Origin of the sequence: Alteromonas oceanisediminis (assembly GCF_018474025.1) — a bacterium.
In the GTDB taxonomy this organism is placed as follows: domain Bacteria; phylum Pseudomonadota; class Gammaproteobacteria; order Enterobacterales; family Alteromonadaceae; genus Alteromonas_E; species Alteromonas_E oceanisediminis.
On record NZ_JAHCTA010000001.1, the window covers coordinates 606,400 to 631,559 of the forward strand.

General features: G+C 49.5%; 21 protein-coding genes. 11 read left to right on the forward strand and 10 right to left on the reverse strand.

Annotated elements, in window-relative coordinates; all coding sequences use genetic code 11:
- The first annotated feature begins 178 nt into the window (after positions 1-178).
- Both KIU71_RS02805 and KIU71_RS02810 read left to right on the forward strand, forming a co-directional pair.
- The gene (locus KIU71_RS02805; RefSeq protein WP_214129628.1) at positions 179-3,430 is read left to right on the forward strand and encodes a S41 family peptidase; all 3,252 of its coding nucleotides are present in this window, start codon (positions 179-181) and stop codon (positions 3,428-3,430) included.
- An 11-nt stretch (positions 3,431-3,441) separates the two neighbouring features.
- Positions 3,442-4,641: an endonuclease/exonuclease/phosphatase family protein gene (locus tag KIU71_RS02810; protein WP_214129729.1), complete on the forward strand. Its 1,200-nt coding sequence runs from the start codon at positions 3,442-3,444 to the stop codon at positions 4,639-4,641.
- Positions 4,642-4,720: 79 nt separating this feature from the next.
- On the opposite strand, the gene KIU71_RS02815 is transcribed toward KIU71_RS02810, so the two are convergent.
- Positions 4,721-6,286, reverse strand: coding sequence for a SulP family inorganic anion transporter (locus tag KIU71_RS02815; RefSeq protein ID WP_214129629.1), 1,566 nt, complete (start codon positions 6,284-6,286; stop codon positions 4,721-4,723).
- 151 nt (positions 6,287-6,437) lie between these two features.
- Between KIU71_RS02815 and KIU71_RS02820 the strand changes: the two genes are divergently transcribed.
- Both KIU71_RS02820 and KIU71_RS02825 read left to right on the forward strand, forming a co-directional pair.
- Positions 6,438-7,379 (forward strand): AEC family transporter, encoded by a 942-nt coding sequence (locus tag KIU71_RS02820; protein ID WP_214129630.1) that lies wholly within the window; start codon positions 6,438-6,440, stop codon positions 7,377-7,379.
- A 43-nt stretch (positions 7,380-7,422) separates the two neighbouring features.
- Positions 7,423-10,434: a reprolysin-like metallopeptidase gene (locus KIU71_RS02825; RefSeq protein ID WP_214129631.1), complete on the forward strand. Its 3,012-nt coding sequence runs from the start codon at positions 7,423-7,425 to the stop codon at positions 10,432-10,434.
- Here the strand turns inward: KIU71_RS02825 and KIU71_RS02830 are convergent.
- The 3 genes from KIU71_RS02830 to KIU71_RS02840 form a co-directional block, all read right to left on the reverse strand.
- Positions 10,370-11,575, reverse strand: a complete 1,206-nt coding sequence (locus tag KIU71_RS02830; protein WP_250207187.1) for an anhydro-N-acetylmuramic acid kinase — start codon at positions 11,573-11,575, stop codon at positions 10,370-10,372. The two genes, KIU71_RS02825 and KIU71_RS02830, sit on opposite strands and share 65 nt — an antisense overlap.
- 110 nt (positions 11,576-11,685) lie before the next feature.
- Positions 11,686-12,000, reverse strand: a complete 315-nt coding sequence (locus KIU71_RS02835) for a BolA family protein (RefSeq protein ID WP_214129632.1) — start codon at positions 11,998-12,000, stop codon at positions 11,686-11,688.
- A 9-nt stretch (positions 12,001-12,009) separates the two neighbouring features.
- The gene (locus tag KIU71_RS02840) at positions 12,010-12,639 is read right to left on the reverse strand and encodes an alpha-ketoglutarate-dependent dioxygenase AlkB family protein (protein ID WP_214129633.1); all 630 of its coding nucleotides are present in this window, start codon (positions 12,637-12,639) and stop codon (positions 12,010-12,012) included.
- A gap of 30 nt (positions 12,640-12,669) precedes the next feature.
- Between KIU71_RS02840 and KIU71_RS02845 the strand changes: the two genes are divergently transcribed.
- From KIU71_RS02845 to KIU71_RS02855, 3 genes are read left to right on the forward strand one after another with little or no spacing between them, the layout of a single operon-like run.
- Positions 12,670-13,893, forward strand: coding sequence for a methyltransferase (locus tag KIU71_RS02845; RefSeq protein WP_250207188.1), 1,224 nt, complete (start codon positions 12,670-12,672; stop codon positions 13,891-13,893).
- A 17-nt stretch (positions 13,894-13,910) separates the two neighbouring features.
- Positions 13,911-14,543, forward strand: coding sequence for a peptidylprolyl isomerase (locus KIU71_RS02850; protein WP_390881761.1), 633 nt, complete (start codon positions 13,911-13,913; stop codon positions 14,541-14,543).
- Entirely contained in the window at positions 14,544-15,092 is a 549-nt protein-coding gene (locus KIU71_RS02855) for an SRPBCC family protein (protein WP_214129634.1), read from the forward strand. It begins immediately after the preceding gene.
- Here KIU71_RS02855 and KIU71_RS02860 read toward each other — a convergent pair.
- From KIU71_RS02860 to efp, 4 genes are all read right to left on the reverse strand, one after another.
- Entirely contained in the window at positions 15,079-15,705 is a 627-nt protein-coding gene (locus KIU71_RS02860) for a gamma-glutamylcyclotransferase (RefSeq protein WP_214129635.1), read from the reverse strand. The genes KIU71_RS02855 and KIU71_RS02860 overlap by 14 nt on opposite strands.
- Positions 15,706-15,716: 11 nt before the next feature.
- The gene (locus KIU71_RS02865) at positions 15,717-18,203 is read right to left on the reverse strand and encodes a TonB-dependent receptor (protein ID WP_214129636.1); all 2,487 of its coding nucleotides are present in this window, start codon (positions 18,201-18,203) and stop codon (positions 15,717-15,719) included.
- A gap of 330 nt (positions 18,204-18,533) precedes the next feature.
- Positions 18,534-19,529: an elongation factor P--(R)-beta-lysine ligase gene (gene epmA / locus KIU71_RS02870; protein ID WP_214129637.1), complete on the reverse strand. Its 996-nt coding sequence runs from the start codon at positions 19,527-19,529 to the stop codon at positions 18,534-18,536.
- 89 nt (positions 19,530-19,618) lie between these two features.
- Complete coding sequence (efp, locus tag KIU71_RS02875; RefSeq protein WP_214129638.1) at positions 19,619-20,188, reverse strand: elongation factor P; 570 nt, start codon at positions 20,186-20,188, stop codon at positions 19,619-19,621.
- A gap of 33 nt (positions 20,189-20,221) precedes the next feature.
- Between efp and epmB the strand changes: the two genes are divergently transcribed.
- Entirely contained in the window at positions 20,222-21,250 is a 1,029-nt protein-coding gene (gene epmB, locus KIU71_RS02880; protein ID WP_214129639.1) for an EF-P beta-lysylation protein EpmB, read from the forward strand.
- A gap of 57 nt (positions 21,251-21,307) precedes the next feature.
- Here the strand turns inward: epmB and KIU71_RS02885 are convergent, their stop codons facing one another.
- Positions 21,308-21,499, reverse strand: coding sequence for a hypothetical protein (locus KIU71_RS02885; RefSeq protein ID WP_214129640.1), 192 nt, complete (start codon positions 21,497-21,499; stop codon positions 21,308-21,310).
- 280 nt (positions 21,500-21,779) lie between these two features.
- Between KIU71_RS02885 and KIU71_RS02890 the strand changes: the two genes are divergently transcribed.
- On the forward strand, positions 21,780-22,091 hold the full coding sequence (locus KIU71_RS02890) for a hypothetical protein (RefSeq protein ID WP_214129641.1): 312 nt from the start codon (positions 21,780-21,782) through the stop codon (positions 22,089-22,091).
- Between the two features lie 3 nt (positions 22,092-22,094).
- Here the strand turns inward: KIU71_RS02890 and KIU71_RS02895 are convergent, their stop codons facing one another.
- Positions 22,095-23,399 (reverse strand): hypothetical protein, encoded by a 1,305-nt coding sequence (locus KIU71_RS02895; protein ID WP_214129642.1) that lies wholly within the window; start codon positions 23,397-23,399, stop codon positions 22,095-22,097.
- Between the two features lie 217 nt (positions 23,400-23,616).
- On the opposite strand from KIU71_RS02895, the gene KIU71_RS02900 reads away from it, so the two are divergent.
- Together KIU71_RS02900 and KIU71_RS02905 are read left to right on the forward strand one after the other, a co-directional pair.
- Positions 23,617-24,432 (forward strand): bestrophin-like domain, encoded by an 816-nt coding sequence (locus tag KIU71_RS02900; protein WP_214129643.1) that lies wholly within the window; start codon positions 23,617-23,619, stop codon positions 24,430-24,432.
- A gap of 233 nt (positions 24,433-24,665) precedes the next feature.
- On the forward strand, positions 24,666-25,073 hold the full coding sequence (locus KIU71_RS02905; RefSeq protein WP_214129644.1) for a hypothetical protein: 408 nt from the start codon (positions 24,666-24,668) through the stop codon (positions 25,071-25,073).
- Positions 25,074-25,160: the final 87 nt, after the last annotated feature.

Sequence of the window (25,160 nt, forward strand, 5' to 3'; positions counted from 1 at the left end):
AGGACTCGTGCGGAAGCGTTGTGTTTACCTGCTTAACGAAAGAATGTTTTCTCAACAGGTTTTCTCGTTCTATCGTTAAAATGTAGCCTACTTCTATTTATTTGTGAATTTTACGTAGTCCATGCCATTATTGCTATATTATAACAATGCTTAATTTTTAAAATAATTAAGGGAATTCATGAAATTCAAGCCTTTGCTCATCCTATGCATGCTAATAGCGTCAGCGACTTCACACGCCTACGACACAAAAGATACTCGTTTACTGCGTTTTGCCGATATTCACAAAGACAAGGTTACCTTTGTGTATGCAGGAGATATTTACATTGCTGATCACAATACGGGTGAAAGTCAGCGTTTAACTGACCATGACGGGCTGGAGCTATTTCCAAAATTTTCACCCGACGGTCAGAAAATCGCTTTCTCAGCAGAATACAATGGCAGTCGACAAGTGTATGTCATGAATGCCGACGGCTCAGGCGTAAAACAGCTGACTTACTACAATGATGTTGGCCCCATGCCACCACGAGGCGGTTACGACTATCGAATTCTTGACTGGACACCCGATGGCAAGCAGATTTTATTCAGAGCAAACCGCTTACCCTGGGGGCAGCGCATGGGCCGTCCATATCTTGTGTCAATTGACGGCGGTATTGAACAGCCGATTGCCGTACCGGAAACGGGCGGGGGCATGCTTTCACCTGACGGAAAACGTTATATTTACACGCCTATCGACAGGGAATTCAGAACTTGGAAACGCACCCGTGGAGGCCGCGCACAGGATGTTTGGGTGTATGACCTTGAAAACAATACTTCGGAGCAACTCACCAATAACCGTGCCACAGACCACCAGCCTACGATAGTGGGCGACACGATTTATTTTGTCTCGGACCGCGATTACACGCTCAATCTTTATCAATATCAGCAAGCGGGGCAAGCGAAGAAACTGACAAATCATACCGACTATGATGTGCTTTGGCCCTCTGCCGGACCCGATGCCATCGTGTATGAAAATGGCGGCTACCTGTATCGGTTTGACCCTACAACAAACGCGTCTTCTAAGTTATCAATCAGTATTCCTGGCGTGCGCCAACATGCGCAACCTTACAGTAAAAATGTCAGTCAATTTATCGACAGCATGTCTGTTGACAACAGTGGCAACCGCGTACTGTTTACTGCGCGAGGTGAGTTGTTTTCTGTCCCTAAAAAAGACGGCGCCACGCGCAATTTATCCTACACGCCAGCAGGCAGGGAAATTCAGGCCAGTTGGTCGCCTAGCGGACAATTTATTGCCTTTATGAGTGATATCACCGGCGAATATGAAGTCTATCTCATTGACAGGCTGAATAACGATAACGTGGAGCAGCTAACCGACAACGGCACAATTTGGCGTTTTGCACCGAAATGGTCCGCAGACAATAAGCACCTGTTGTTTGCCGATAAAAATCACACATTGTGGGTGTTGAATGTCAAAAGCGGAAAGCAGACCAAAATTGATGTCGCCACCTTCGATGAAAGTGGTTTAACGCAGTATGTATGGTCGCCGAATAGTCAGGACATCATTTACGTCAAAAATAATGAAAATCGGTTATCGTCGTTGTTTCACTACAACCTTAAAACTCAGAAAGTTACCCAGTTAACTGATGACATGACCTCCGAGTCAAATCCGGCGTTCTCGCCAGACGGACATCATGTGTATTTCACTTCTGAGCGCGATTTCAACCTCGCTTTTTCCAGTTATGAATTTGACTACCTGTACAACGACGCAACTCGCATTTATGGTGCGGCCGTCAACAATGAGGTCTACAGAATTAATCGATTTAAAAGTGATGAAATCGTCGTTAACGGTGATCACGATAGCGACACTGAAAAGAAAAAGGGAAAGGAAAGTGAAAAGGAAAACGACGAACAAGACGTGTCGACGCTACTCGATACTCATCAGTTTATGCAGCGCATCGAAGTATTGAATGCGCCCGCGGGTACTTTCAGTCAGCTTTCAGGTGTTGAAAACGGCGTGCTGGCAATATCTGAAAAAACACTCAAGTTGGTCGAGCCCGGTCGGTCAGGCGAGGTCAAAACGGTTGCTGAGAAGGTCGATAGTTACGTACTTTCACACAATGCCAAGCATTTGTTGGTTAACTCACGAGACCAATACAGTTTGGTTGAGCCCAAAGAAAAACAAGACCTAGCGGAAGCAAAGTTAGATTTGAGCGCGATGATGCTAAAAATCGATCCTGAAACAGAATGGAAGCAGATGTACGCAGAAGGTTGGCGCACACTACGAGATTGGTTTTATGACGAGAACCATCACGGTCAGGATTGGGAGGCGATCCGCGCAAAGTATCAACCTATGGCTGATGCGGTTGCCCATCGAAACGACTTGGATTACGTGTTTGGGGAAATTGCAGGTGAGTTAAATGCAGGGCACATCTATGTCAACGCAGGTGACACACCCGCTGCGACCCGGCTTAAGCATGGTTTGCTAGGGGCAACTTTGTCGCAGCATGATTCAGGCTTTGCGCAAATTGACCACATTTTCCAAGGTGAAAACTGGCACGAGAACTTCCGTTCGCCACTCGATGAACCTGGCGTAAAAGCAAAAGCCGGTGACTTTATCATTTCAATAAACGGTCGGTTGACTAACGCCGTATCGAATGTGTACGAGTTGTTGGAAAACACCCAAGGCCAACCCACAGAGCTGGTATTGAGCGAATCGCCCAACACGAAAAAAACCTGGGAAACGACGGTAAAACCTGTCGAGAGTGAAACGGGGTTGCGCTACATCAACTGGGTACAATCTCGTATTGACTATGTTCGTAAAGCCTCGAACGGTCGAATTGGCTATGTGCATTTACCTAACACGGCCATGGCAGGAAACCGGGAGATGTTCAAAACCTTTATGCCACAGACGACCAAGGATGCGATGATCATCGACGACAGATACAACGGCGGTGGTTTTATTCCTGAGCATATGATCACTTGGTTGGCCCGTAAGCCACTAAATTATTGGAAGCGTCGTGGCGTCGAGCCTACTAAAACCCCTAATTTCGCCCATGATGGCCCTAAAGCGATGCTCATCAACGGATATTCTAGCTCCGGCGGTGACGCACTCCCTTACTATTTTCGACAAGCTGGACTTGGCAAGTTGATTGGTACGCGCACATGGGGCGGGTTAATCGGTACGTCTGGCAACCCTGATCTTGTTGACGGCGGCGTGTTGATCGCGGCGACCTTCAGAATCTTAGACAATGACGGAAATTGGATTATCGAAAACGAAGGTGTGGAACCTGATATTGAAGTTATTGACCGACCAGAGCTTATTTATCAGGGCAAAGATCCTTCTCTCGACCGCGCTATCGAAGAGTTACTCAAAGCGTTGGAAGATAAGCGTAAAAAACCCTTGACCGTGCCACCTGCACCGTCGGACTTTTGAAGAGATTAATGATGCGATACATAGGCTTCCTCATTGCGTTTATTCCGTTAATAAGTTGCTCGTATCCAGTAAATGCTGAGCCAAAAACAGCGGTCAAATTTGCGGCGTTTAACGTCAGCATGGAAGCACAAAATTATGCGGGTGAACTTGAGAAAGATGGCACTGGGGCCACGCAGATTGGCCCAGAGCTTTTAATCCAGCATTTGGCAACAGGCAAGCATGCTCAAATTCGCAATATCGCTGAAATCATCCAGCGCGTTGCACCCGATGTGATATTGCTGAATGAGTTTGACTACATTGAGAACCCCGATTTAGGTATCAATGCATTTCAAGAGAACTACCTCGCTGTGTCTCAAAACGGCAATTCAGCGATTACTTACGATTATATTTACTATGCGCCTTCGAACACTGGGCTTCCAACCACGTTTGATTTAGATAACAACGGCAAAAGAGAACAGTTCGGTGCGGATGCACAGGGCTACGGTTTGTATACGGGACACTATGCGATGGTGCTATTGTCTAAGTTTCCAATACTCACAGAGCAAGTTCGCACGTTTCAACGTTTTCTTTGGTCCGATATGCCCAACGCGCTCAGGCCGTTCACGCCAGAATCCAACACGCCATTTCATTCTGAACTGGAATGGAAAAGTTTGCGTCTGTCATCTAAATCTCATTGGGATGTTCCTATCGATATAAACGGCCAGAAAATTCATGTTCTTGCGAGCCACCCCACACCGCCGGTTTTTGATGGGCCTGAAGATCGCAATGGCAAACGTAACCACGATGAAATACGTTTCTGGTTAGATTACGTGACGCCGGGACAAGGCAACTACATTTACGATGCTAGAGGACTAAAAGGTGGTTTAGAAGACGACGCTTCATTCGTCATTTTAGGTGACCAAAATGCCTCGCCTGATCGTCCCAACGAGACACCTCAGGTCATCGTTAACCTGTTATCTTCACCTCAGGTCAACAACACTTTCACTCCCACGAGCGAAGCTGGGAAACAGAACAGACCAGACAATGCTTCTGCCAAGTTTCATACCGCAAGCTGGGGGGCTCGTGCGGATTACGTGATCCCCTCTAAACAGCTCAAAATCGCGAATGGAGGCGTTTTCTGGCCCTCCAAAGACGATCCCTTATACAGACTTGTAAAAGACAGGCAAAGCTCGTCAGATCATCGACTTGTGTGGCTTACTTTAGCGCTGTGACGTTGAGCACAAACTGAGGAGCGCGCTGAATACAAGCTGAGTCAGCTCACCGCGAGCGACTCAGCTTGCTGGTCTTTAGCTACTCAGCTTTATCAACAGCTACTTTGTAGCGCGGGTCTTCATTCACGTTCATTTCAACAAACTTATTAGCTTTCACCAATAGGCCGCGACAGTCGGGGCTGATGTGACGGATATGCAGTTTTTTGCCGTAATTTTCATATTTCCCTGCGAGCGTATCCAGCGCATCAATCCCCGATGAATCCCAGATACGTGATTCAGCGAAGTCCATGACCACATCATTCGGATCGTTTTGTGGGTCAAATAAGTCTTTAAAATGCGTCACCGAACCGAAAAACAACGGCCCTTCCAATTCATACACTTTCCATCCATCATCATCGGTGTGAGTACGTACTATCATATGAGTTGCGTGTTTCCATGCGAATACCAATGCAGATACGATAACGCCGACCACTACAGCAACGGCTAAATCAGCGATGACCGTCACGGCAGTGACCAAAAACAACACGAACGCGTCTTCTTTGTTGACGCCACGAATAATGCGGAACGACGCCCATTCAAACGTACCAATCACGACAACAAACATCACGCCGACAAGCGCGGCTAATGGGATCATTTCAATCAACGGAGCAGCGAACAAAATGAAACCTAGCAATACCAACGCAGCGGTAATACCGGATAAACGCCCACGGCCACCTGAGTTAATGTTAATCATACTTTGACCAATCATGGCACATCCTCCCATACCACCGAAAAAGCCATTGACGGTATTGGCCACGCCTTGCCCTACACATTCTTTATTGCCACGCCCACGTGTGTCAGTCATTTCATCAATCAACGTCAGGGTGAGGAGCGACTCAATCAGGCCCACCAAACATAGAATCACCGCAGTAGGTAAAATGATCATCAACGTTTCAACGTTGAAGGGCACCATGGGAATCGAAAAGGAGGGCAGTTCACCCGCCAACGTTGCAGATGCCTGTTGTTCTGCGGGCAACATATCACGTACAAAGTCGATCACGGTACGCGCTTCGAGATCGAGCCCGTGAACAGCTAACGTCACGGTGATAATAGCCACCAGCGACGCAGGTACAGCAGTGGTGAGCTTAGGAAGAATGAAAATGATCGCCATTGTCAGCGCAACCAGTCCGAGCATGATATACATCATTTCACCCTGCATCCATTGCATGCTTCCATCCGGCCCTAAGACTTTAAACTGACCCATTTGCGCGAGAAAAATTACGATCGCGAGGCCATTTACGAAGCCCAGCATGACCGGATACGGCACTAAGCGAATAAACTTGCCCAGCCTGAATACCCCTGCCAGTATTTGCAGAATACCCGCCAGCACCACGGCAGCGAATAGGTACTCAATGCCGTGTTGTGCAACCAAGGCCACCATAACCACGGCCATCGCACCGGTTGCGCCAGAAATCATGCCCGGACGACCACCAATCGCCGATGTGATCAAACCCATCATGAAGGCAGCATACAAACCTACCATCGGCTCTACCCCGGCAACGAATGCAAAGGCGACCGCTTCTGGCACCAAAGCTAGCGCCACGGTAATGCCAGAGAGCACATCATTTTTTATATTACCTTGTTGCTTGGTAATCAAATCAAACATAGAGCCTGTACCACTTATTATTGCTGTGTAAATTTTAGGCGGCGATACTAGCAGGTATCACGCCTAAAATCTTTTAACAGTTTGTTAATGACGATGGGATCCGCCAGGATTTACGTTATAGTCACTGCATTCATGCACCCACAACGTCAAAATGAACGCTGATTTTATCCAATTTAGTCTTGATGTCATCGGCCCTGTCATGCTGGTGTTAGTCGCGGGGAAAACCTTGTACGCCACAGGCCACTTAAGTGATGCCTTCGTCGCAGGAGGCTCTCGGCTAGTGTTCAATTTCGCCTTGCCCGCCTTGCTGTTTATCTCGATAAGTCAGGCGGACTTTAGTCAAGCGGCCAACCCTGCATTGATCAGCGTTGGCGTGTTGTGCACTTTGATGTTCTTTGTCGCAGCGCTTCTGAGCGTGCATATGCTGTTTACCTGTAGAGCTGACAGAGGCGTGATTGTGCAGGGCAGCTTTCGCGCAAATTTAGGGGTTGTCGGTTTAGCTTATGCGGTTAATACCTTTGCAGCCGATGAATTTGCTCAGGCATCCGTTTACATGGGCGCGCTCATTCTGGTGTATAACGTGCTGTCGGTGTGGGTTTTGAATCATTATCTGCCGAATCGATTAAACGCGTTGAATACAGTATTCGCTATCGCTCGTAACCCTATTATGCTGTCGATTATCGCGGCGTTGCTGTTTTCGTATTTTAACCTTTCACTGCCGACCCTGCTGCAATCAAGTACCGAATACTTTGCTCAACTCACATTGCCGTTGGCACTGCTGTGTACCGGTGCGTCGATTCGCTTTAGAGGTATGGGGGGGCAACGCAACGCATTGCTCTTCGCGGTGATCAGCAAATGCTTTTTGTATCCGTTGTTTTTAGTCGCGGTAGGCTACTTGGTTAACTTCAATCAAACCGAACAGTTAACACTGTTGTTCATGGCAGTCGCCCCCACGGCGGCAGTCAGTTTTATTATGGTCAAAAGTATGGGGGGCAACACGGATTTAGCGGCCAATATTGTTGCGGTGAGCACAATTGTGTCGATCCCCGCCACGTTAGTGGGCTATATTGGAGTGACAGGAATGACCAGCTAGAGCGTGCTGATCTTTGTGGTACACATTTTAGGGAGAACCGACAATGACGAGTAAACGGACACCTTTTTTTCTCACAGCGTGCACGGCGCTTACGTTTTTAATCTCCGTTGGCTTCGCTTGGGGTGCCGCTGAGAAAGGCGGGGGCCAGACGATCTTCGGGGCGAGCAGCGCACAAACCTTCACGCTGAATTCACCTAAACCATCCCAACAGGGCTTGGTCACTTTCACACAGCAAACACATACCAAGAATACCGCAGTAACGGCTATCCACCTGCCATTTTTGATTGAACACGGCATGGCAGATACAACTGAACTGGCGTTGCCCGCTGAGGCCATGCGCCAGCTATCATCAACTCACCGATTTATTAGCCATAAGTATTATGTGGCGCAGCAGCCTTTCACGCTGTATTACACCCAAGGTATAGAAACGGGCATGGGTGAAATCATAGGCGCTGGTGAGCGGCTGTATTTTGAATGGCGTGGTGATGAAGTCAAAGTGGTTGACGTAGCGGCCACCCGAACATTGCCGTCATTGTATGAAAATGATGTTGCCAATCCGCATGAGGTTGGTGTGCTCAGTGCAGAAGACGCTGCGCATTTAGCTGATAGCGCACTGACTCAGCAAATGCCCATCATGGTAGATACCTTACTGTTGTTCACACCGAACATCGTAGAGCGTTATCCGGGTGCAATGACGCAAACTTTACTTAATCACCTCATCGCTAAAGCAAACCAAACCTTCGTCAATAGCGATATTAACATGCAGTTGCGTTTGGTCGGGGATGAGTTCGTGAATTATACCCGGCCCTCCAGTTTGGACGCGCTTACCGACCTATTTGCCGCACTAGACAATGACAACAGCACCCAACCAGACCCCTCGCTCAATGCCGTGCGCGCCAGACGCAACGCACTTGGCGCCGATCTGGTGGCGATGATCCGAACACATGATTTAAACGAGCGTGAAGTGTGCGGTGTCGCGCGCTTTCCCAGCACGCAGAGCGATGTATTGGCCAATATAAGTAACGTAGGTATCAGTGGCGGCTCAAACTGTGTGGATACTTTCACGCATGAAGTCGGCCACAATTTCGGTGCCGGCCATCAACAGCGTAACGGTGAAAGTGTCGGGTCCTTACCGTTTTCGGGGGCGCTGATTGTGTCAGGTCAATACAACACCATCATGTCATCCATTGGCACTGGCGATGAAAACCGTAATTTAGGCCTTGCGGTGTTTTCTAATACGAATAACAACTGCGGTGGTGATGTGTGTGGTAACGCCAGCACTGCTGATAATGCCCGCACCGTCAATGCCTTCGCAGCGCAAAATGCAGCCTTGCGCGCACAAGTCGTGCCCGGCTCAGTGCAGCCCCCGCCCAAACAAAGCAACGACACCGATGGTGACGGCACAATTGATGAGAATGATCATTTCCCATTTCTCGCCAGCGAGCGAGATGACGATGACAATGACGGCGTTGGCAACAATACCGATGCATTTCCCAATGATGCCAGCGAAACGCTGGATACAGACGGCGATGGAGTGGGCAACAACAGCGACACCGACGATGATAACGACGATGTACCCGATAGTCAGGACGACCTGCCGCTAGATAACCGCGACAGCGTCGATGCCGACGCAGACGGTTTTGGCGTGAGTCGCGATGCGCTGGACAATAATTTCCAAGAACAGTTTGATGCTGACAATGACGGCGTGGGTGATCTGGCAGACAACGATGACGATAACGACGGCGTACCCGACTATTTCCCTGCCCCCACTATCGCGCAAAGCCAAATGATTGTTGCCAGCGCTGATACACACCAGTTGTTAGCATACCGCGCAGACAGCGGTGACTTTGTGGAGGTGATGGCCGAAGTGGCGCCAGGTGGTATTACCTTCCGCTCAGCCGTGATTGAAGCGCCAAACAACCTGATCTACTTCATTGCCTTTAGCGATGTTCTGCAACATGACAGGTTACGTAACACGACCAGCATGGCAATCCCCCGTACGCGGTTAGCCACGAATTTTCCAGTCCATTTGGCGGCGCCGCAGTCAAATCGGTTATTGGTCAACAATGGATTAGGCAATTCTTTTGTCGAGAGCTTTGGTTTGACCGCCATCGGTAATACGCTGACCGCCAGCACATCGTCAAGTGAGATATGGCGGGGCTTAGCAGTAGTACGCAATAATCTGGCTTATGTGGTGTCTCGCAGCACCCAGCAGGTGCTCAGCTTCAATCCACAGCAATCTGACAACGCATTCAATGTATTGGTCAACAACGGCTTGGAAAAGCCAGAACATCTCGTGGTCGATTCGCAGGGTAACTTGTACATATCTGACGTCAGTGACAACACCGTGCGTCGATTTAATGCCCAAGGTCAATCACTCGGAACCTTCGTTAGCGCAGGCAGTGGTGGTTTAGCCACGCCAGGCTGCTTGGCATTCGGTCCTGAAGGTCAGCTTTATGTATGCAGCCTAGAAACCCATCAAGTGTTACGCTTTGATGGCGCGAGCGGTGCATTTATTGATGTAGCTGTAGAAAGCGGTGAAGGAGGCCTGGCAAGGCCGGTGAGCGTGGCATTTGTGAGTGACTTGGCGGATGAGTTCCCGTATGACCCCAATCATGATAGTGACAATGACGGCGTGTTGAATCCTGATGATGACCTACCGCTAGATCCCAACGAAACAACCGATACCGACGGTGACGGTATTGGTAACAATGCTGATGAAGATGATGACGGCGATGGCATGCCTGATAGCTTCGAAAACGACAACGGCTTTGATCCGCTAGATCCCAGTGATGCCACTGAAGATGCTGACGGTGATGGCGTGTCGAATGTCGATGAATTCGTCAACGGCACTGACCCCAACGTGGCCGACGCGCCTGCCCCCTCACCCGAACCCCCAACTCCCCCGCCCGGCAACAACGGCGGCGGTGGTTCATCAGGACTTTGGGTATTATTGGGATTGAGCGCGGCGCTATGGCAACGACGCCGCGCTAAGGCAAACAGATCTTACCCAGGCTCAACGCCAGTGGTGCTTGATCCTGCGCCACCTGGCTAGAGCCAAAGGTGTGTTTCGTGCCAGCGATACATTCATTTGCCAACAAAGCAAATAACGCAGCTTCTTTAGCATCCGCTGGCATACCGATAGCCTGAGTTGAATCCAGTGTCAGTTGAGGCAGTGCATCACGAATAGTTTGCATCAGCAGGGGGTTGTGTAATCCGCCGCCGCTGATGTAAAGCTCGGCATCCTGCACCGCCAAAGGCTCGATTGCATTCACAATCGCTCGCGCGGTGAGCTGATTCAGCGTAGCGATAACATCATCCGCCGACACCGACTCAGTCTGGCTTCGGCGCTGCGCATCTAACACGAAATCGAGATTAAACAGCTCCGGGCCTGTCGTCTTAGGCAAAGACTTAGCAAAATACGGATGTTGATACAGCGCGGCCAGCAAACGGTCGTTGACTTGACCTCGGCGTGCAAAGCCGGCATCGCGATCAAATTGATTGCCCGGGTAGCAGCGCTGCACGTACTGATCCATCAAGGTATTTCCGGGTCCCACATCACCACAAACTACATCGCCAAACCCGCCTTTTGCGGGCAAGTACGTGAGATTGGCGATGCCACCGATATTAAGAAGGATCCGCGTTTTCTGTGCATTCGAGAACAGCAGAAAATCACCGTACTTCACCAATGGCGCGCCTTCTCCCCCTGCGGCAAGGTGTTTCTGGCGAAAATCACTGAGCGTGAGGATACCGGTTAAATGCGCGATATGGTCGCCGTCACCAATTTGCAAAGTGGCATGGGGTAAATCCTCCAGCCCGTGTTGATGCTGCGGCGCATGAAAAATCGTTTGCCCATGACTGGCGATGCAATCAATGTCGCTCGCATCGATACCCCAGTCTTTCAGCGTTTGATTGACCATGTGTGCGTGCTCACGACCTATCCACGCATTTAGCACGGTGACTTGCTGCAAATCGACCTGCCGCTTTGAAAACACACTGCGAACGCGATCACGATATAGTTCACTGAATTCAACCGTGATAAACTCTGCAACACGCAAACGGGTATCCGTTCCGTGACCTTCGATATCACACAGCGCAATATCGAGCCCGTCTAACGACGTGCCACTCATCAAACCGACAATGCGCCGTTGCGGTTGCCGTGCTTTTTCAGCCAGCGCAAGAATGTCATCTAACATAATCGCTCCTTGTACCCTGATTAGGCTAGGCCCTAGTATTGCCCGATTAAGTTTCGCTGCTTAGCCACATTTTCACAAGTTTGTTGCTGCAAAACCACACGAAAAAAACGCTAGCGCTTCTCTCCCCCCATGCATTTTGGTGATTCAGGGACTTGCCCGAATTTGCTTTGCCATTCGGCTGCAGTGTACGTGTGTAACGCCAAGGCATGAATGTCATTTGCCAGTTCGTCGGCAAGTGTTTGGTTGACCAACCGATGACGCTGAATAAGGCGTTTGCCTTCGAAGGCTGGCGCAACGAGGGTCACTTTGAAGTGGCTTTCACTGCCTGCCGGTACGTTGTGATTATGACTTTCATTTTCAACCTGTAAATATTCGGGGGAAAGCGCCGTATTCAGTTTATCGATAATACGCTGTTGAACAATCACATTAGCCTCCTAGAGCGGTGATTCAAGTGCTGACTGGATATGACGAAAAGTAAGATTAATCCGTCCTGTGTCGATGCGTTTTGATTTGTTGATGCCGTGTTTCCAACACTGTTGGGTTTTACCTGCCATGATCAGCAAGCTACCATGGGTTAGTACAATACTGCATTTTACGTTGGTCTGTTTGTGTTTAAACAACAGTTTACGTTCAGCACCTAAGCTGACAGACGCGATAACCGGCTGCTTGCCTAACTGCGGCTCATCATCGCTGTGCATCCCCATGCTGTCACGACCATCCCGATACCAGTTCGCCAGTACCGAGTTAAACCTGTGCTGAGCCGCTGCTTCACACTGAGCCTTAAGTTCGCTCACGCACGATGTCCACGGCAAAGGCGCTAGAGCCACACCCGAATAGGCATATTGTGCATGGCTATCGCCATACCATGCTTGCAAGCGTGGGATTAAATGTTCTTTGCCGTATAGCTTAATGGTATCCTGACGCCATTGAAGCGTATCTTGCAGCTCAGTAAAGGCATTATCCGCCGCCGCTTTGGTGAGCCAGTTAGGCAAAAAGATGACATCTGCATCAGCCATATTGAGCGTATGGCAGCCCTGATTGTCAAAAAATACGGATTGCTGCATAACGACCACAGATAAAAAGTTAACCACATCATGATAATGACTGAATTTCAGGTTGGCGAGATAGCCCTTAGGCTGCGACGCTTTCCGGCCAAACAGCAGCACAAAAGTCTGCAGGCATGGGACAGTGCCGATGAACTGATCGCCAATCATTTGCTGACTGTGCGTGACTCTACCCAAGTTAGCCCAGAGGTTCAACGCATTGCATTATTTAATGACGAGTTTGGCGCGCTGTGCTGCGTGTGCCGCACGCTGTTTCCTGACGCGCAGGTGCATGTCATCACCGACTCTATCGTCAGCCAACTTGGCTGCGCGCAGAACCTCAATACCAATCGGTTGACGGATCACGTTACCTATCACAGTAGTTTGGATACGCTACCCGACAAGCTCACTTTGAACATTATTAAAATCCCGCGCACATTAGCGCTGCTAGAGTATCAGCTGGGTTTATTGAGCAGCCAATGTGCACCGGCGACTCCCATTATCGCTGGTGCCAAACTGACCGCCCTACCTGCCGGGGTGTTTAAGCTGTTTGAACGATATTGCGGCAACGTGACAACATCACTCGCAAAAAAGAAATCGCGACTGCTGTTTTCACAATGCCCTGATGCGCAGAGCAGAGCAGCAAGCCTTGCATCACAGGCGCCGTATCCTACTGTCTTCACCACCAGCACAACGGAAACCGGTACAGCGCTAACACTCGTCAATCACGCTAACGTGTTTTCCCGGCAAAGCCTGGATATTGGCGCTCGAATCATGCTTAAGCATCTCCCCGCGCAACATTCATTGCCGCAAACCGCGAATGTAATTGACTTGGGCTGCGGCAACGGCGTGCTGGGTATCGCATTATTAGCACGCGAGCGTCACAGCAACACGGCTTTGCGACTGCACTTTGTGGACGAGTCTTACATGGCAATTGCCTCCGCTAAAGCCAGTGTTGAGAAGAATGTCGCCGAAATGGTGGGTAATTGCAGTTTTCTTGCAAGTAACTGCCTTGATGAATATGACGTCCATCATAATGGGCAAGCCGATCTGGTTTTGTGCAACCCTCCTTTTCATCAGCAAAATACGTTAACAGAACACATTGCCCGACAAATGTTTGTTGACGCACACCGCGTGCTAACGTCTGGTGGTGAACTGCGCGTGGTGGCTAATCGCCATTTACCCTATGGCGAGGTGTTAAAGAAGATATTTGGTGGGTTTAGTGTGGTGGCAAGTGAAAAGAAATTTGTTATTTTGAGTGCGATAAAACGCTAACTGAAAAAGGATACGCTATGAACCTAACCCGATTGTTACCGTTGCGCTGGCACTTTGCAGCGCTGCTCATCATGTTGCTCAGCTGCATGAGCACCAATGCACAGGCCGAGAAAGTCGATGATGGTTCGCAAATCCAAATGCGTAACTCTTACCCCAAGGTTCAGTTAGATACCACCATGGGCAGTATTGTGGTTGAACTGGACCGGCGCAAAGCCCCGATTACCGTTAACAATTTTCTTCGCTACGTGGACAAAGGTCTTTACAACAATACGATTTTTCACCGCGTAATCCCCGAGTTTGTCGTTCAGGGCGGAGGCTACAACCCAGACTTTGAAGAGAAAGTAGCCTTTGACCCTATTTTCAACGAATCTGGCAATGGCTTAACCAATGATAAATACACCATCGCCATGGCGAGACAAAATGATCCGCATAGCGCAACCCGTCAGTTTTATTTCAACATGGGCGAAAACAAGAGTCTCGATCCGGGCCGACGTTGGGGCTATGCCGTGTTTGGTATGGTGATTAAAGGCAGTGAAGTACTCGACGCCCTTTCTTTGGTCGAAACCGGCGTATCTGAGGTTTCAGGTATGCGAGACGTACCCGTTGAACCCGTGATCCTTGAAAAAGCCACCATACTGGCGGAAGAATAAATGAAAATACTCTCGATGGTAGTTGGCGGTGTGTCCTTGGCATGCTTAACGTCAATGGTTAATGCGGAGGTCACGCACGTGACTGAACACGGCTTTGTGGTAAATCACTCAGTGATCACCACTGCCCCACCACCGCAAGCGTGGCAGGCATTGGTCGACGACATAGACGCATGGTGGCCAAAAGATCATACCTGGTGGCGCGGCACCCTCTCAATCGATGCGAAGGCCGGTGGGTGTTTTTGTGAAACCACCGAACACAATAGCGCGGAGCACATGCGCATTAGTTATGTTGATCAATTCTCAGTGCTGCGAATGAGTGGTGGCCTTGGGCCACTGCAAGGCATGGGCATGTTTGGCGCATTGGATTGGACCTTTGTTGAGGCTGATGCCGGCACGCAGATCACCCTAACCTATAAGGTGCATGGTCTGGATAATACTGATTTTGCCGAACTTGCCCCGATTGTTGATAGTGTGCAGGCCATGCAGTTGCAAGCATTAGCCGACTTTGCGTCGAACGTATCCGCTGACAAGCCCGCTACTGACCAGTGATATGCGGCATTAAACGCTGGTCGATAATATTAATAACGGCTGGGCTGACCCTAGCGGCTCGCGGGTAGCGAGGCTCATCTCGGTCATTGACGATGTGATCCCAGCCAGCAGTAGAGGTCATAAAGCGCCATGCTTCGTCGATTCCCCCGTGCTGTAAACTGCCTGATAAACAGGTATCAATGTAGGTCTGATGAATGGGAAACTCGGCTGTGGGGCGTTGGCACAACAACGACTCACACAACCAGAGAGTAACATCAGCTGGCTCAATGGCAGCCAGCAAATGCGCATTTTGACATCCTAATCCGCTCACCTGAGATTTGCTGACCTGAACGAACCGGTAATCCTGCTCGCGCTGTTGCAGCGAGGGGTTTATGACCACGGGAATACAATGTGCGTTAAGTTGAGATGTGGCGTCGGCTATCGCGCCAACGTAAGTTTGCTGTTCTGGCTCTGAGCGCGTTATCCACTCTCGCCGAAAACCATCGACGAGCACGCTCGCGGCAGGATGAGGATTCTGGCTGAAGCGAAATCGGCTATCGTCGCTCAGCAGCGAACCATAGCCGAGTAGAAAGTGTTTCGCATCCTGCCAATCAGGATGCGTATTATTGTGCATGCAAACCCCTATTAGAAGTAAGTGCGTACGCCAATCTGAAAGTTACGGCCAGGCAGTGGCGCTTCATTTTTCAGGAACGACGAGTGCACGCGAGCTTCTTCATCAAACACATTTTCTGCACGGGCAAATACCTGCCATTCCATATCCGACAACATCGTCGTATATGTCGCGCCTATGTTGACTAGCGTGTAGCCATCCGTGGGAGTTTCAAATGTCGCTGTTCTGTCCTGATCATCGTACCATGTCGCTTCAATATCAGCATCCCAACCCTGCCATTGATATTGCACGGCAGCGCCTAACCTCAGCGGTGGTATCCGAGGTAGATCATCGCTGTCTATGTTGGCGCGAATGTAATCACCGAACAGGCTCACGCGCCAATTCAGATTGATATCGTAATGGCCATCAAATTCAAATCCGTAAAGCGTGGCATCGTTTTGTTGAAACACCAAAACTGGCAAGCCTTCTTCCTCATGTTCATCAGCATGCTCTTCATCGTGTTCGCCTTCGTCTTCCTCATCGTGATGCTCTTCACCATGTGAATCTGCAAACACGAAACCGCTGTCTTCCTGATAAATGTAGTCATCAACACCACTGTAGAAAATCGACGCGCTAAACCCCCAGTCGGCGTAATACTTACGCCAGGTGACATCCAGGTTTGTGCTCACTTCTTTTTCTACGTTACCTGCCGTACTGACAATATCGCCCTCTTCATCAACGTCGAACACAAGCCCAAGCTCATAGGTTCTGGTGGCCAAATGCGCTCCGCCAGAAAATAGCTCTTGCTGACTCGGCGCGCGCTCCGAACGCGACAACGAAACAGCTAATGAACTCTGCTCATCGTAATGCCAGTTGGCGCCAATTGATGCAGACACCGCAGTGAAGCCGTAGTCCTCAAATGACACTAACTCAAGCTCTTCCTCATGCTCTTCTTCGTCGTGTTCCTCACCCTCGTCCTCGTCATGGTGCTCGCCAAGTTCAAATGAGAGTAGCACGTCGTCCGCCGCATATTCGGTGCGTTCAATGCGCGCGCCAGCCTGTAGGGTGAAGTCTTCCAGACGCTTTTCTTCCAATACAAATACGGCGTACGAGTCCGTTTCAGCGGGTGGTGTGAAGGCTTCCTCGCCCACTGCCGTGTAATCACTGTTGGCATATTGAAAGCCGACCACACCATGCCAACCGCCAATATCTTCGTGGCGGATATCAGTACGTACTTCTATCCCGTCATTGGTAAACTGAGTGCCAAGCTCGTCCCCTTCTATTTCAGCGTGCTCATACTCGCTATAGGCCGCGCTAAAACCAATTGACGTAATACCTTCAAACGGCGAGTACCATTTGCCAGCGAGCTGGTATCGATCGAGCTTGGCATCAATGTTTACTGACTCTTCGCCCTCGTCATGACCATGCTCTTCCTCGCCTTCATGCTCTTCTTCGTCTTCGTGGTGTTCCTCTTCATGCCCATGAGCATGTCCCGGCACACCATAAAAATTATTCAAACGCTGGACGGAAAATCCCACGTACCCTTCATCGCCAATATAGGACAAACCGCCTACAAGATTATCTGTATCAACCGAAGACCCCTCGATCAACCCCGCTTCATCTTCCTCATGAGGATCAAGTTCGGCAAACCCAGGGATCTCGATATCATCGGTTTTTCGTGTGAATCCGTCTAAATGAAACGCAAAATTACCCACACTCTTGTTTAAATCGACTTTGGCAAATTTCTCTTCATTCACCGTTGCATAGCGCACTTCAGCTTCGCCGGATAATTCCGGGTTGAGGTAAGTCGGAATCCGGTTATCCACAATATTGACCACACCACCGATGGCACCACTGCCGTACTGCAAGGAGGCCGGGCCACGCAACACTTCTATCTGTGTCGCACTACTGGCATCGCTGGCCACGGCGTGATCCGGCCCGACCCGCGATACATCAGACACATCCAATCCGTTTTGCACGATCTTAACGCGCGGGCCGTCGTTACCACGAATAATAGGACTTGAAGCAACGCCGGCAAAATACGTACTGTGAACGCCTGGGGTCATTTTGAGTGTTTCACCCAACGTTGGGGCCTGGCGCTTACGCAGTGTTTCTGCACCCAACACCGTCACTGGCGTAATCGATTCCAATACTGAGGTTTCCAATGCGTTGGCAGTAACCAACACATTCTCGAACACCACTGGGGAGAGGGTGAAATTAACGGTTTGGTCATCTTCAACAAAGCCAAGATCGTTGTCTCCGTGCAAATGCTTTGCCGAGTAAACGTGAATGTGGATATGCGAATCCGCTTCTTTCTCGTTCAAAGTCAGCTGGTATTCACCGCTGGCATCGGTAAAGGCGGTTTTACTGGTACCTTCGACTTTGATCGTGGCACCCTTAACAGGGTCACCATTGATGTCTTTAACCACACCATTGATGGTGGTCGCGCTGGCGATAGGGGTAGCCGCTAAACCACATACCGTGGCGATTGACAGTGAGAGTCTGGATTGAGTAAAACGCATATAAAGTCCGATGAGAATGATGTTATATTGTTACATATGTCACGTTATACTATAACATCTAGCCACGAATTCAAGTTCGAACTTCTAAAATGTGCAGCAAAGCAAACCTCGCTTAGCTCGTAGGGTCGCTATCGGTTGGCACAACCTTATTCGTTTTCTGCCAAATTTGATCTTGCCGTGTGCCTTTTAACGTGACTGAGGTGACTTCACCTTGTGCATTTCGATTAAATTACAGCGTCACCATCCCATCTTCAAAAAAGAACTGGTCTTTAGGGCTTGTCGATAGCGATCGCAGCCAATTCGGCGGCGGTAGATTTTTCAGGCAGCGCACTAAGCTCGCTGGAAAGGAAACGCCAGCACGTCTTGAATGTCAGCCCGTTGCATTTTCAGCATCAACAAGCGATCAAGCCCCAGAGCAACGCCTGCGCAATCTGGCAGACCGTGCGCCAGCGCATCCAACAAGTGTTCATCCTGAGGGATTTCGGGTTGGCCGGCCCTGGCTCGAACCCGGTTGTCGGATTCGAAACGCTGGCGCTGTTCGGGCGCATCCGCCAATTCATAAAAACCGTTGGCTAATTCCATACCAGCAACGTACGCCTCAAATCGGTCAGCGGTGCGTGGATCATCAGCATTGATTCGGGCGAGCGCTGACTGACTGGCGGGGAAACTGTGCACCAGTAGCGGCCTATCGTGACCGAGGTTGGGTTCAATCACATGACTAAAGAGTAGATTTAACAGGTCGTCGTGACTGAATTCATCAGCAGTGCCAGCGAGTATCCCCAACGTATCAACGTGATTTACTAGCTGTTCGTGAGTGATACTCAGCGGATCAATCTGCATAATCTGCTCAAACAGCGCCTGATAACTGATCGTTTGCGCTGGCTTACAGGCTAAAGTATGTTGCAGAAACGCGTCGACCTCCTGCATTAAGTCATGGTGGTCAAAACCAACGCGATACCACTCCAGCAAGGTGAACTCGGGGTTGTGTCGTCGCCCACTTTGTTCCTGACGAAACACTTTGCAAATTTGATAAATGCAGCCCGACCCAGCACAAAGGAGTCTTTTCATTGGAAACTCTGGCGACGTTTGTAAGTAGCCCGCATGGGTGAATTCAGCCTGACTATTATGCGCGCTACGGGGCTTCGCCGCGCAAAAACTCTCGATGTATGGATCCGTTGTGCCATGAGCGGATAACACCGGCGTTTCAACTTCAAGCACGCTGCGCGCAGCAAAAAAGGCGCGAATGCTGTGCAGCAGGTGCGCGCGCGCATGCAGCGTTTCAATATCCGCTTGCGGGTGCCACGCTGGCAGAACTTTGTTTGCCATATTATGCCTTGAGTACAGACTTCAAAAAACGTTCACCGCAAGCAAAAACGCCTGCATCTGCAGGCGTTTTTCTGGATGCAATCAGACGACTATTTCTGCGCACGAGACGCGTATTCGCCACTGCGCGTATCAACTTTGATCACTTCGCCGGTTTGCACAAATAACGGAACACGAACAACAGCGCCAGTGCTTAGCGTGGCAGGTTTACCGCCTGTTCCCGCTGTATCACCTTTTAGACCAGGATCGGTTTCAACAATTTCCAGCTCCACAAAATTAGGCGGTGTGACCGTAATTGGCGTGCCATTCCACAACGTGATAGTACATAAGTCGTTTTCAACCAACCACTTTACGTTGTCGCCAACCGCTTTCTCATCCGCGGCGATTTGCTCAAACGTTTCATTGTTCATGAAATGGTAAAACTCGCCATCGGTGTAAAGATAAGCAAGCTCCGTATCCAGCACGTCGGCGCCTTCTACTGACTCACCGGAACGAAAGGTTTTTTCCAGTACTTTTCCGGAAATCAACTTACGAATACGCACTCGGTTAAAGGCCTGCCCCTTCCCCGGCTTCACATATTCGTTTTCAAGAATATTGCAAGGCTCGCCATCGAGCATGATTTTAAGGCCCGCTTTGAATTCATTGGTGCTAAAATTCGCCATAATTTGTATAACCGTGACTGATGAGTGATGTAATTGGCGCAGATAATACCTAAAAATCTCGTTTCTGTAGAGTCAAACTGGCAAAAAGAGTTAGCGACCGCATTTACCGATCCTGAAAGCTTGCTGCACTACCTCAAGCTCGACCCACGCCAATTTTCAGAAGACGTGGCAGCGCGCAAGCTCTTTCCCATGCGTGTACCGCGTCATTTTGCGTCTTTGATGCATCAGCAAGACCGCCACGACCCGCTCTTACTTCAGGTGTTTCCGCGCGCAGCGGAATTCGATAAGGTGGCGGGTTTCACGCATGACCCCTTATCAGAACAGCACAACACCACACCGGGACTGTTGCACAAGTATCGTTCTCGGGTATTGCTGATTGTGCGTGGCGGTTGTGCGGTAAACTGCCGCTACTGCTTCAGGCGGCACTTTCCTTACGCTGATAACTCACCCAGTCGCGCTCAGTGGGACGATGCATTGACCAAAATTGCCGCTGACGAAACGATTAACGAAGTGATCTTATCGGGCGGTGATCCACTCATGGCGAAAGACCTTGCGCTGGCAGATCTTGCCAGTAAAATCGCTGACATTGCGTCGGTCAAACGTTTACGCATCCACACGCGATTACCGGTGGTACTGCCACATCGGGTCGATACCGGTCTATTGAGTTGGCTGGAAGCTCTCCCCCTTCAGCGCGTCATGGTGTTGCACATCAATCATGTACATGAAATCAGCCCCGCTTTGGTCAATGCCGTCTCGGCGTTAAAGAAGATTGGTGTTACGGTGTTAAATCAGGCCGTTTTGCTTCGCGGTATTAATGATTCGGTGGACACGCAGGTTGCACTCAGTGAAGGCTTGTTTGATGCTGGCATATTGCCTTACTACCTACATTTGTTAGACAAAGTCGCAGGTGCTGCGCATTTTGAGGTCTCGACGGGTGAGGCAAAACGCATTGTGCGGGAAATGCTACTGCAGCTACCCGGGTTTCTAGTGCCGAAACTGGTGCGAGAAGTCGCCGGTGAAGGCTCGAAAAGTCCTATTGATTTGCATTGTACCGCTGACTAAATCGAGCGCACAAACAAAAACTGGCCTTTCGGCCAGTTCCTAATTCGCACTGAAATGCTAAGCGAACGTATCGACGTTTCGGCCGATAGCTGCGTTTGCAGATGTCGCTTTTGGTACGTCAGCGGCTGATTCCAGCAGCTGAAGCGACGCTTGACCGTCTTGCTGCTGTTGGCTTTTTGCCAACTTTAGCGACGCGATTTCAAGCGATGCACCGGACGTTCCAGAGGTAGAAGCACCTTGTAAATCCATACCCATTTCCTGTTTGGTTGTAGCATTGAATAAAAGCAGGCACAATTGCCTGCTTCGTAGAGCGTGTTGATCTTTGCGGTACAAATTTTGTTCAATTCTATGGCTTGCGGCTGAGAAAAGAGGATTGAAGCTTAGTTATTCTAAGTGAATGACGAATGACGAGAGCCCCAAGCCATAGAACTGAACCCTGCGGGCAGCGCTTGCTGCAAAAATGCACCGCAAAGATCAACACGCTCTATATATCGACCCGCTAACCAAAATCTTTAGAGAATTTTTACCCATGGATGCACTTTTCCAGCAGCTCACTGAAAACCTTCAACTTATTTATCGCAAAGCGATTGATGCAGACAAAGCGATCGACGATTTACAGCGTCAGGGCAAGGGGAAGTTCACGACCATTTTCGACGCAGACAGTGGATTTACCACGCGCGCTAAACGATTCTCGCCGTATATGGAAGAGTTAGCAGTGGATATTCAGGATTTAAAAGCGTTACCACAAGATGAGTTGCCAACCGCATTGCCTCCGGTGGTGAAGAAAATTGAATTGATGTTTGTGACACTGAACGATTTCAAAGCCGTCGTTAAAACATAAGCATCACTGTGCGCGTAGATCATCGTATAGCGGCACAGCATCCACACGCGCTTGAACCCGCTCAACTTCAGCAAGATAAGCCGCGCTGTTAACATTGGTAAAACGTTCGACAAATTCTGCCTTACTGTAGCCTTCACTCAACCCATCAATGCGTGGGAAGAATAGTGATTCATCAGCATTTTCTGCCAGACGCTGTTGAATATCTGCTGCATAACGCGGATCGATCGCCATCTTAGCCAATTTTACACCGGCCAGATCAGCGGCTAAATCGACAAAGCTGTACCCGCTGCCGCCTAATACCCGATCCATCAGCTCTTTAAACTCGCCTATCGCATTGGTTAAGCCTTGCTCAGACAAAAGTTTTAAGCCCGCTGAAATAATAAAATGTTGGCTTAAATCTTTGCGATCAGCCAACACAGTAGGATGCGGCGGCCGAATAGCACGATCAGGGTCTGGTTGAACGGCACCAACAAGATTGGCAAACCGGTGGTGCCCTGCGAAAATGGTCAACGCCAGTAGCGCCGCTTCGTTTTCTTCTACCGCTGTGCGCGTGCCTGTCGACTGAGCTCTGCGCATCACCGCCGATAGATAAATCCCCAGTGAGGGTTGGGTATTATGGTAAATGGATTTGTCGTCCACAGAAATAATGGCCAAATAACGCAAATACTCCGCAGTGCGCTGGCTAAGCCAGTCATCCTGCTCCACTGACAAGCCATTTTTGATCATATTGAGTTGGTCCATCAACGCATTTAACGGCTGTAACGAGATGCTCAACTCATCCGTAGTCATTGCCACCTGGGTGACTTGTTCGTAGGCGAAACTGGCAATATCACTGTTCGTCCACCAGTCGACCAACATGATGATTCCATCGAGGGCCCAGTCGCCGCGCACCGTTAAATCACCGACCACCAGTTGATCAATATGCACACGATTACCCGGCAGCACAGTTACCCGCACATTGACGTACCGTTCCATCAGGTGACGTGGAAGCTGATACGATAGTTGTAACGTCGCACTGTACTGCTGTAGCTCAGCATTACCTCTAAACTCAGGTTTTGCGCGTTCAGCAAACGCTAACAAGCTGTCTATTTGCGGTTTAGTGACCGTGATTGTGTGTGCGTTGTGGCGATCATGAATGCTGGTTTGCAGTTGGCCCAGTAACGAGGTCACCGACTCCGCTTCATTGAGCCCACTGATGGTTGAGGCACTGACAGAGGGCTTGCTGTCAGTTAAAACAAACCACCCCATCATCACAAGAAAAATGACGACTAAAACGATTCCAACAAGAATTTGGGCTAAGCGTTTCATAGGGTTTTCGGCAGTACTCGATTGCGATAGAGCTGCTCTGCTTGGCAACGCAGCTGATGATAATGAATAACGATCACGTCTAAGTGTTTGATTCGATTATACCGATGTTCCACTGTCGATGGTCAAACGTTTTTTATGATCTTTTCGCTTGACGCTATTCTCAACCTACGGCAATCTTGCGCGCTTTTTAACCAAACCATGGTCGATAGGGATCTGAGTGAGTCACGAAATAATGTATGATAAAAACAGTGTAGTGATTGCCGTATTGCTCTTTTTGAGCATGTTACTGGTCAACCAACTGTGTTACTTGCTGGGCCGCAAATTTCAAGCGACGGACGAAAATGATCAGGTCAAGCCGCAAACCGCTGCAATCCAAGCGGGGATCGTCGGCTTGCTTGCACTGCTGCTCGGCTTTACCTTTAACATGTCGCTACAGCGCTATGACGCGCGCAGCAACATTGTGATTGAAGAGTCTGGCGCTATTAGTAAAGCGGCCATGCAGGCTAGTCTTATCAGCCGGGCGAATCAACAGCAGGCGCTGGCGTTGCTTAACGACTATGTTGCATTGCGTATTTCCCTCAGTGAAATCGACTTGTCTGACGAAGCTGCGCGGCGGGAACTCAGCAAGCGAGTCAGTGCGTTGCAACTGAACCTGACAACGCTCGCTCAGGCAGAGCTTGAAGTGTCTACCCAGCCAGCGGTTGCGAATGCATTTTTTCAGTCGCTCAGCAATATGATTTATCTGGAAAATAAACGCAATGCGATGCTACGGCTGCATGTGCCTGAGCCGGTGTTGTTTTTGTTATTTCTGGTATTTATCACCGCCGGAGGCATGCTTGGCTATACCAGTGGGTTGCATCGCAAACGCCCTGCTTTCCCGACCCTACTGATGTCTGGCATGATTGTATTGGTGGTGTTTATCGTGGTGGATTTGGATCGCCCCAGACGCGGCCTAATCCAGGTGAATCAGGACAGCCTCACCGATACGCAGGCGCAGATTGTTGACTACCAGACATTGCTGACGCGCGGGTGATTGGAGGAACCCGCGTGACAAACTGACTCCTAGTATGTTGATTCGTGCCTGTCGAGAGCCCTTCTTCGTAAGTCAGTATAAAGCTCGCACCGTGAGCGTGGTATCAAATCTTCTGATCCTTTATGGATTTGACCGGTCAAGAAACTCACGAGAAATTAGCCGTCATCGCGTAATTGGTCTACTCTCATTCAATTAGGATAGGACACAACAACTCGGAAAGTACGGCAATGCACATGGACTCAATCAAACTCATTTCTTTGGTCTCATTTTGTTTATTGTCGACGCCTGGTCAAGCATACTGTCTTCATTACAACGTCACAGTTTCAGTGAATACGTATTGTCAGTTAGGCTTTCGTGTGCACAATCTAACGCTTTCTCATTATGGTATGGAAGCCATTGACCGCCACATGACCAATCGACATGAAGTTCAAAATGATTTTCTTGAGAGAATTCTCCCCGTTGAGCATGCGACGAAGATTAGATGTGTGCTCAATGGCAACCGTGAACTGATTTCAGCGGAGATATTTTCTAAAGATCCCCTAGGCTTTAAACATGACGATACAGCAGAAGTCTTGACGGTAAAAGATGGCCGGTTGCCGAAGCAGTTTACACACGACGTCGGCTTTAATATTTGCTACTGAGCATCAACACCCACACAAGCGATATTTTTACACCAATACAGCTGAAAGACAGTCGGGACCATTGCGTACGCTAACCTTCGAGCTTCC

What these genes read in the sequence shown, in the direction of transcription:
- KIU71_RS02885 (WP_214129640.1), bottom strand. Translation starts at nt 21,499, where the DNA reads ATGGATTTACAAGGTGCTTCTACCTCTGGAACGTCCGGTGCATCGCTT.
- KIU71_RS02820 (WP_214129630.1), top strand. Translation starts at nt 6,438, where the DNA reads ATGAACGCTGATTTTATCCAATTTAGTCTTGATGTCATCGGCCCTGTC.
- KIU71_RS02865 (WP_214129636.1), bottom strand. Translation starts at nt 18,203, where the DNA reads ATGCGTTTTACTCAATCCAGACTCTCACTGTCAATCGCCACGGTATGT.
- KIU71_RS02825 (WP_214129631.1), top strand. Translation starts at nt 7,423, where the DNA reads ATGACGAGTAAACGGACACCTTTTTTTCTCACAGCGTGCACGGCGCTT.
- KIU71_RS02855 (WP_214129634.1), top strand. Translation starts at nt 14,544, where the DNA reads ATGAAAATACTCTCGATGGTAGTTGGCGGTGTGTCCTTGGCATGCTTA.
- KIU71_RS02860 (WP_214129635.1), bottom strand. Translation starts at nt 15,705, where the DNA reads ATGCACAATAATACGCATCCTGATTGGCAGGATGCGAAACACTTTCTA.
- efp (WP_214129638.1), bottom strand. Translation starts at nt 20,188, where the DNA reads ATGGCGAATTTTAGCACCAATGAATTCAAAGCGGGCCTTAAAATCATG.
- KIU71_RS02840 (WP_214129633.1), bottom strand. Translation starts at nt 12,639, where the DNA reads ATGCAGCAATCCGTATTTTTTGACAATCAGGGCTGCCATACGCTCAAT.
- KIU71_RS02850 (WP_390881761.1), top strand. Translation starts at nt 13,911, where the DNA reads ATGAACCTAACCCGATTGTTACCGTTGCGCTGGCACTTTGCAGCGCTG.
- KIU71_RS02895 (WP_214129642.1), bottom strand. Translation starts at nt 23,399, where the DNA reads ATGAAACGCTTAGCCCAAATTCTTGTTGGAATCGTTTTAGTCGTCATT.
- KIU71_RS02810 (WP_214129729.1), top strand. Translation starts at nt 3,442, where the DNA reads ATGCGATACATAGGCTTCCTCATTGCGTTTATTCCGTTAATAAGTTGC.
- KIU71_RS02830 (WP_250207187.1), bottom strand. Translation starts at nt 11,575, where the DNA reads ATGTTAGATGACATTCTTGCGCTGGCTGAAAAAGCACGGCAACCGCAA.
- KIU71_RS02905 (WP_214129644.1), top strand. Translation starts at nt 24,666, where the DNA reads ATGGACTCAATCAAACTCATTTCTTTGGTCTCATTTTGTTTATTGTCG.
- KIU71_RS02845 (WP_250207188.1), top strand. Translation starts at nt 12,670, where the DNA reads ATGATAATGACTGAATTTCAGGTTGGCGAGATAGCCCTTAGGCTGCGA.
- KIU71_RS02805 (WP_214129628.1), top strand. Translation starts at nt 179, where the DNA reads ATGAAATTCAAGCCTTTGCTCATCCTATGCATGCTAATAGCGTCAGCG.
- KIU71_RS02815 (WP_214129629.1), bottom strand. Translation starts at nt 6,286, where the DNA reads ATGTTTGATTTGATTACCAAGCAACAAGGTAATATAAAAAATGATGTG.
- epmA (WP_214129637.1), bottom strand. Translation starts at nt 19,529, where the DNA reads ATGGCAAACAAAGTTCTGCCAGCGTGGCACCCGCAAGCGGATATTGAA.
- KIU71_RS02890 (WP_214129641.1), top strand. Translation starts at nt 21,780, where the DNA reads ATGGATGCACTTTTCCAGCAGCTCACTGAAAACCTTCAACTTATTTAT.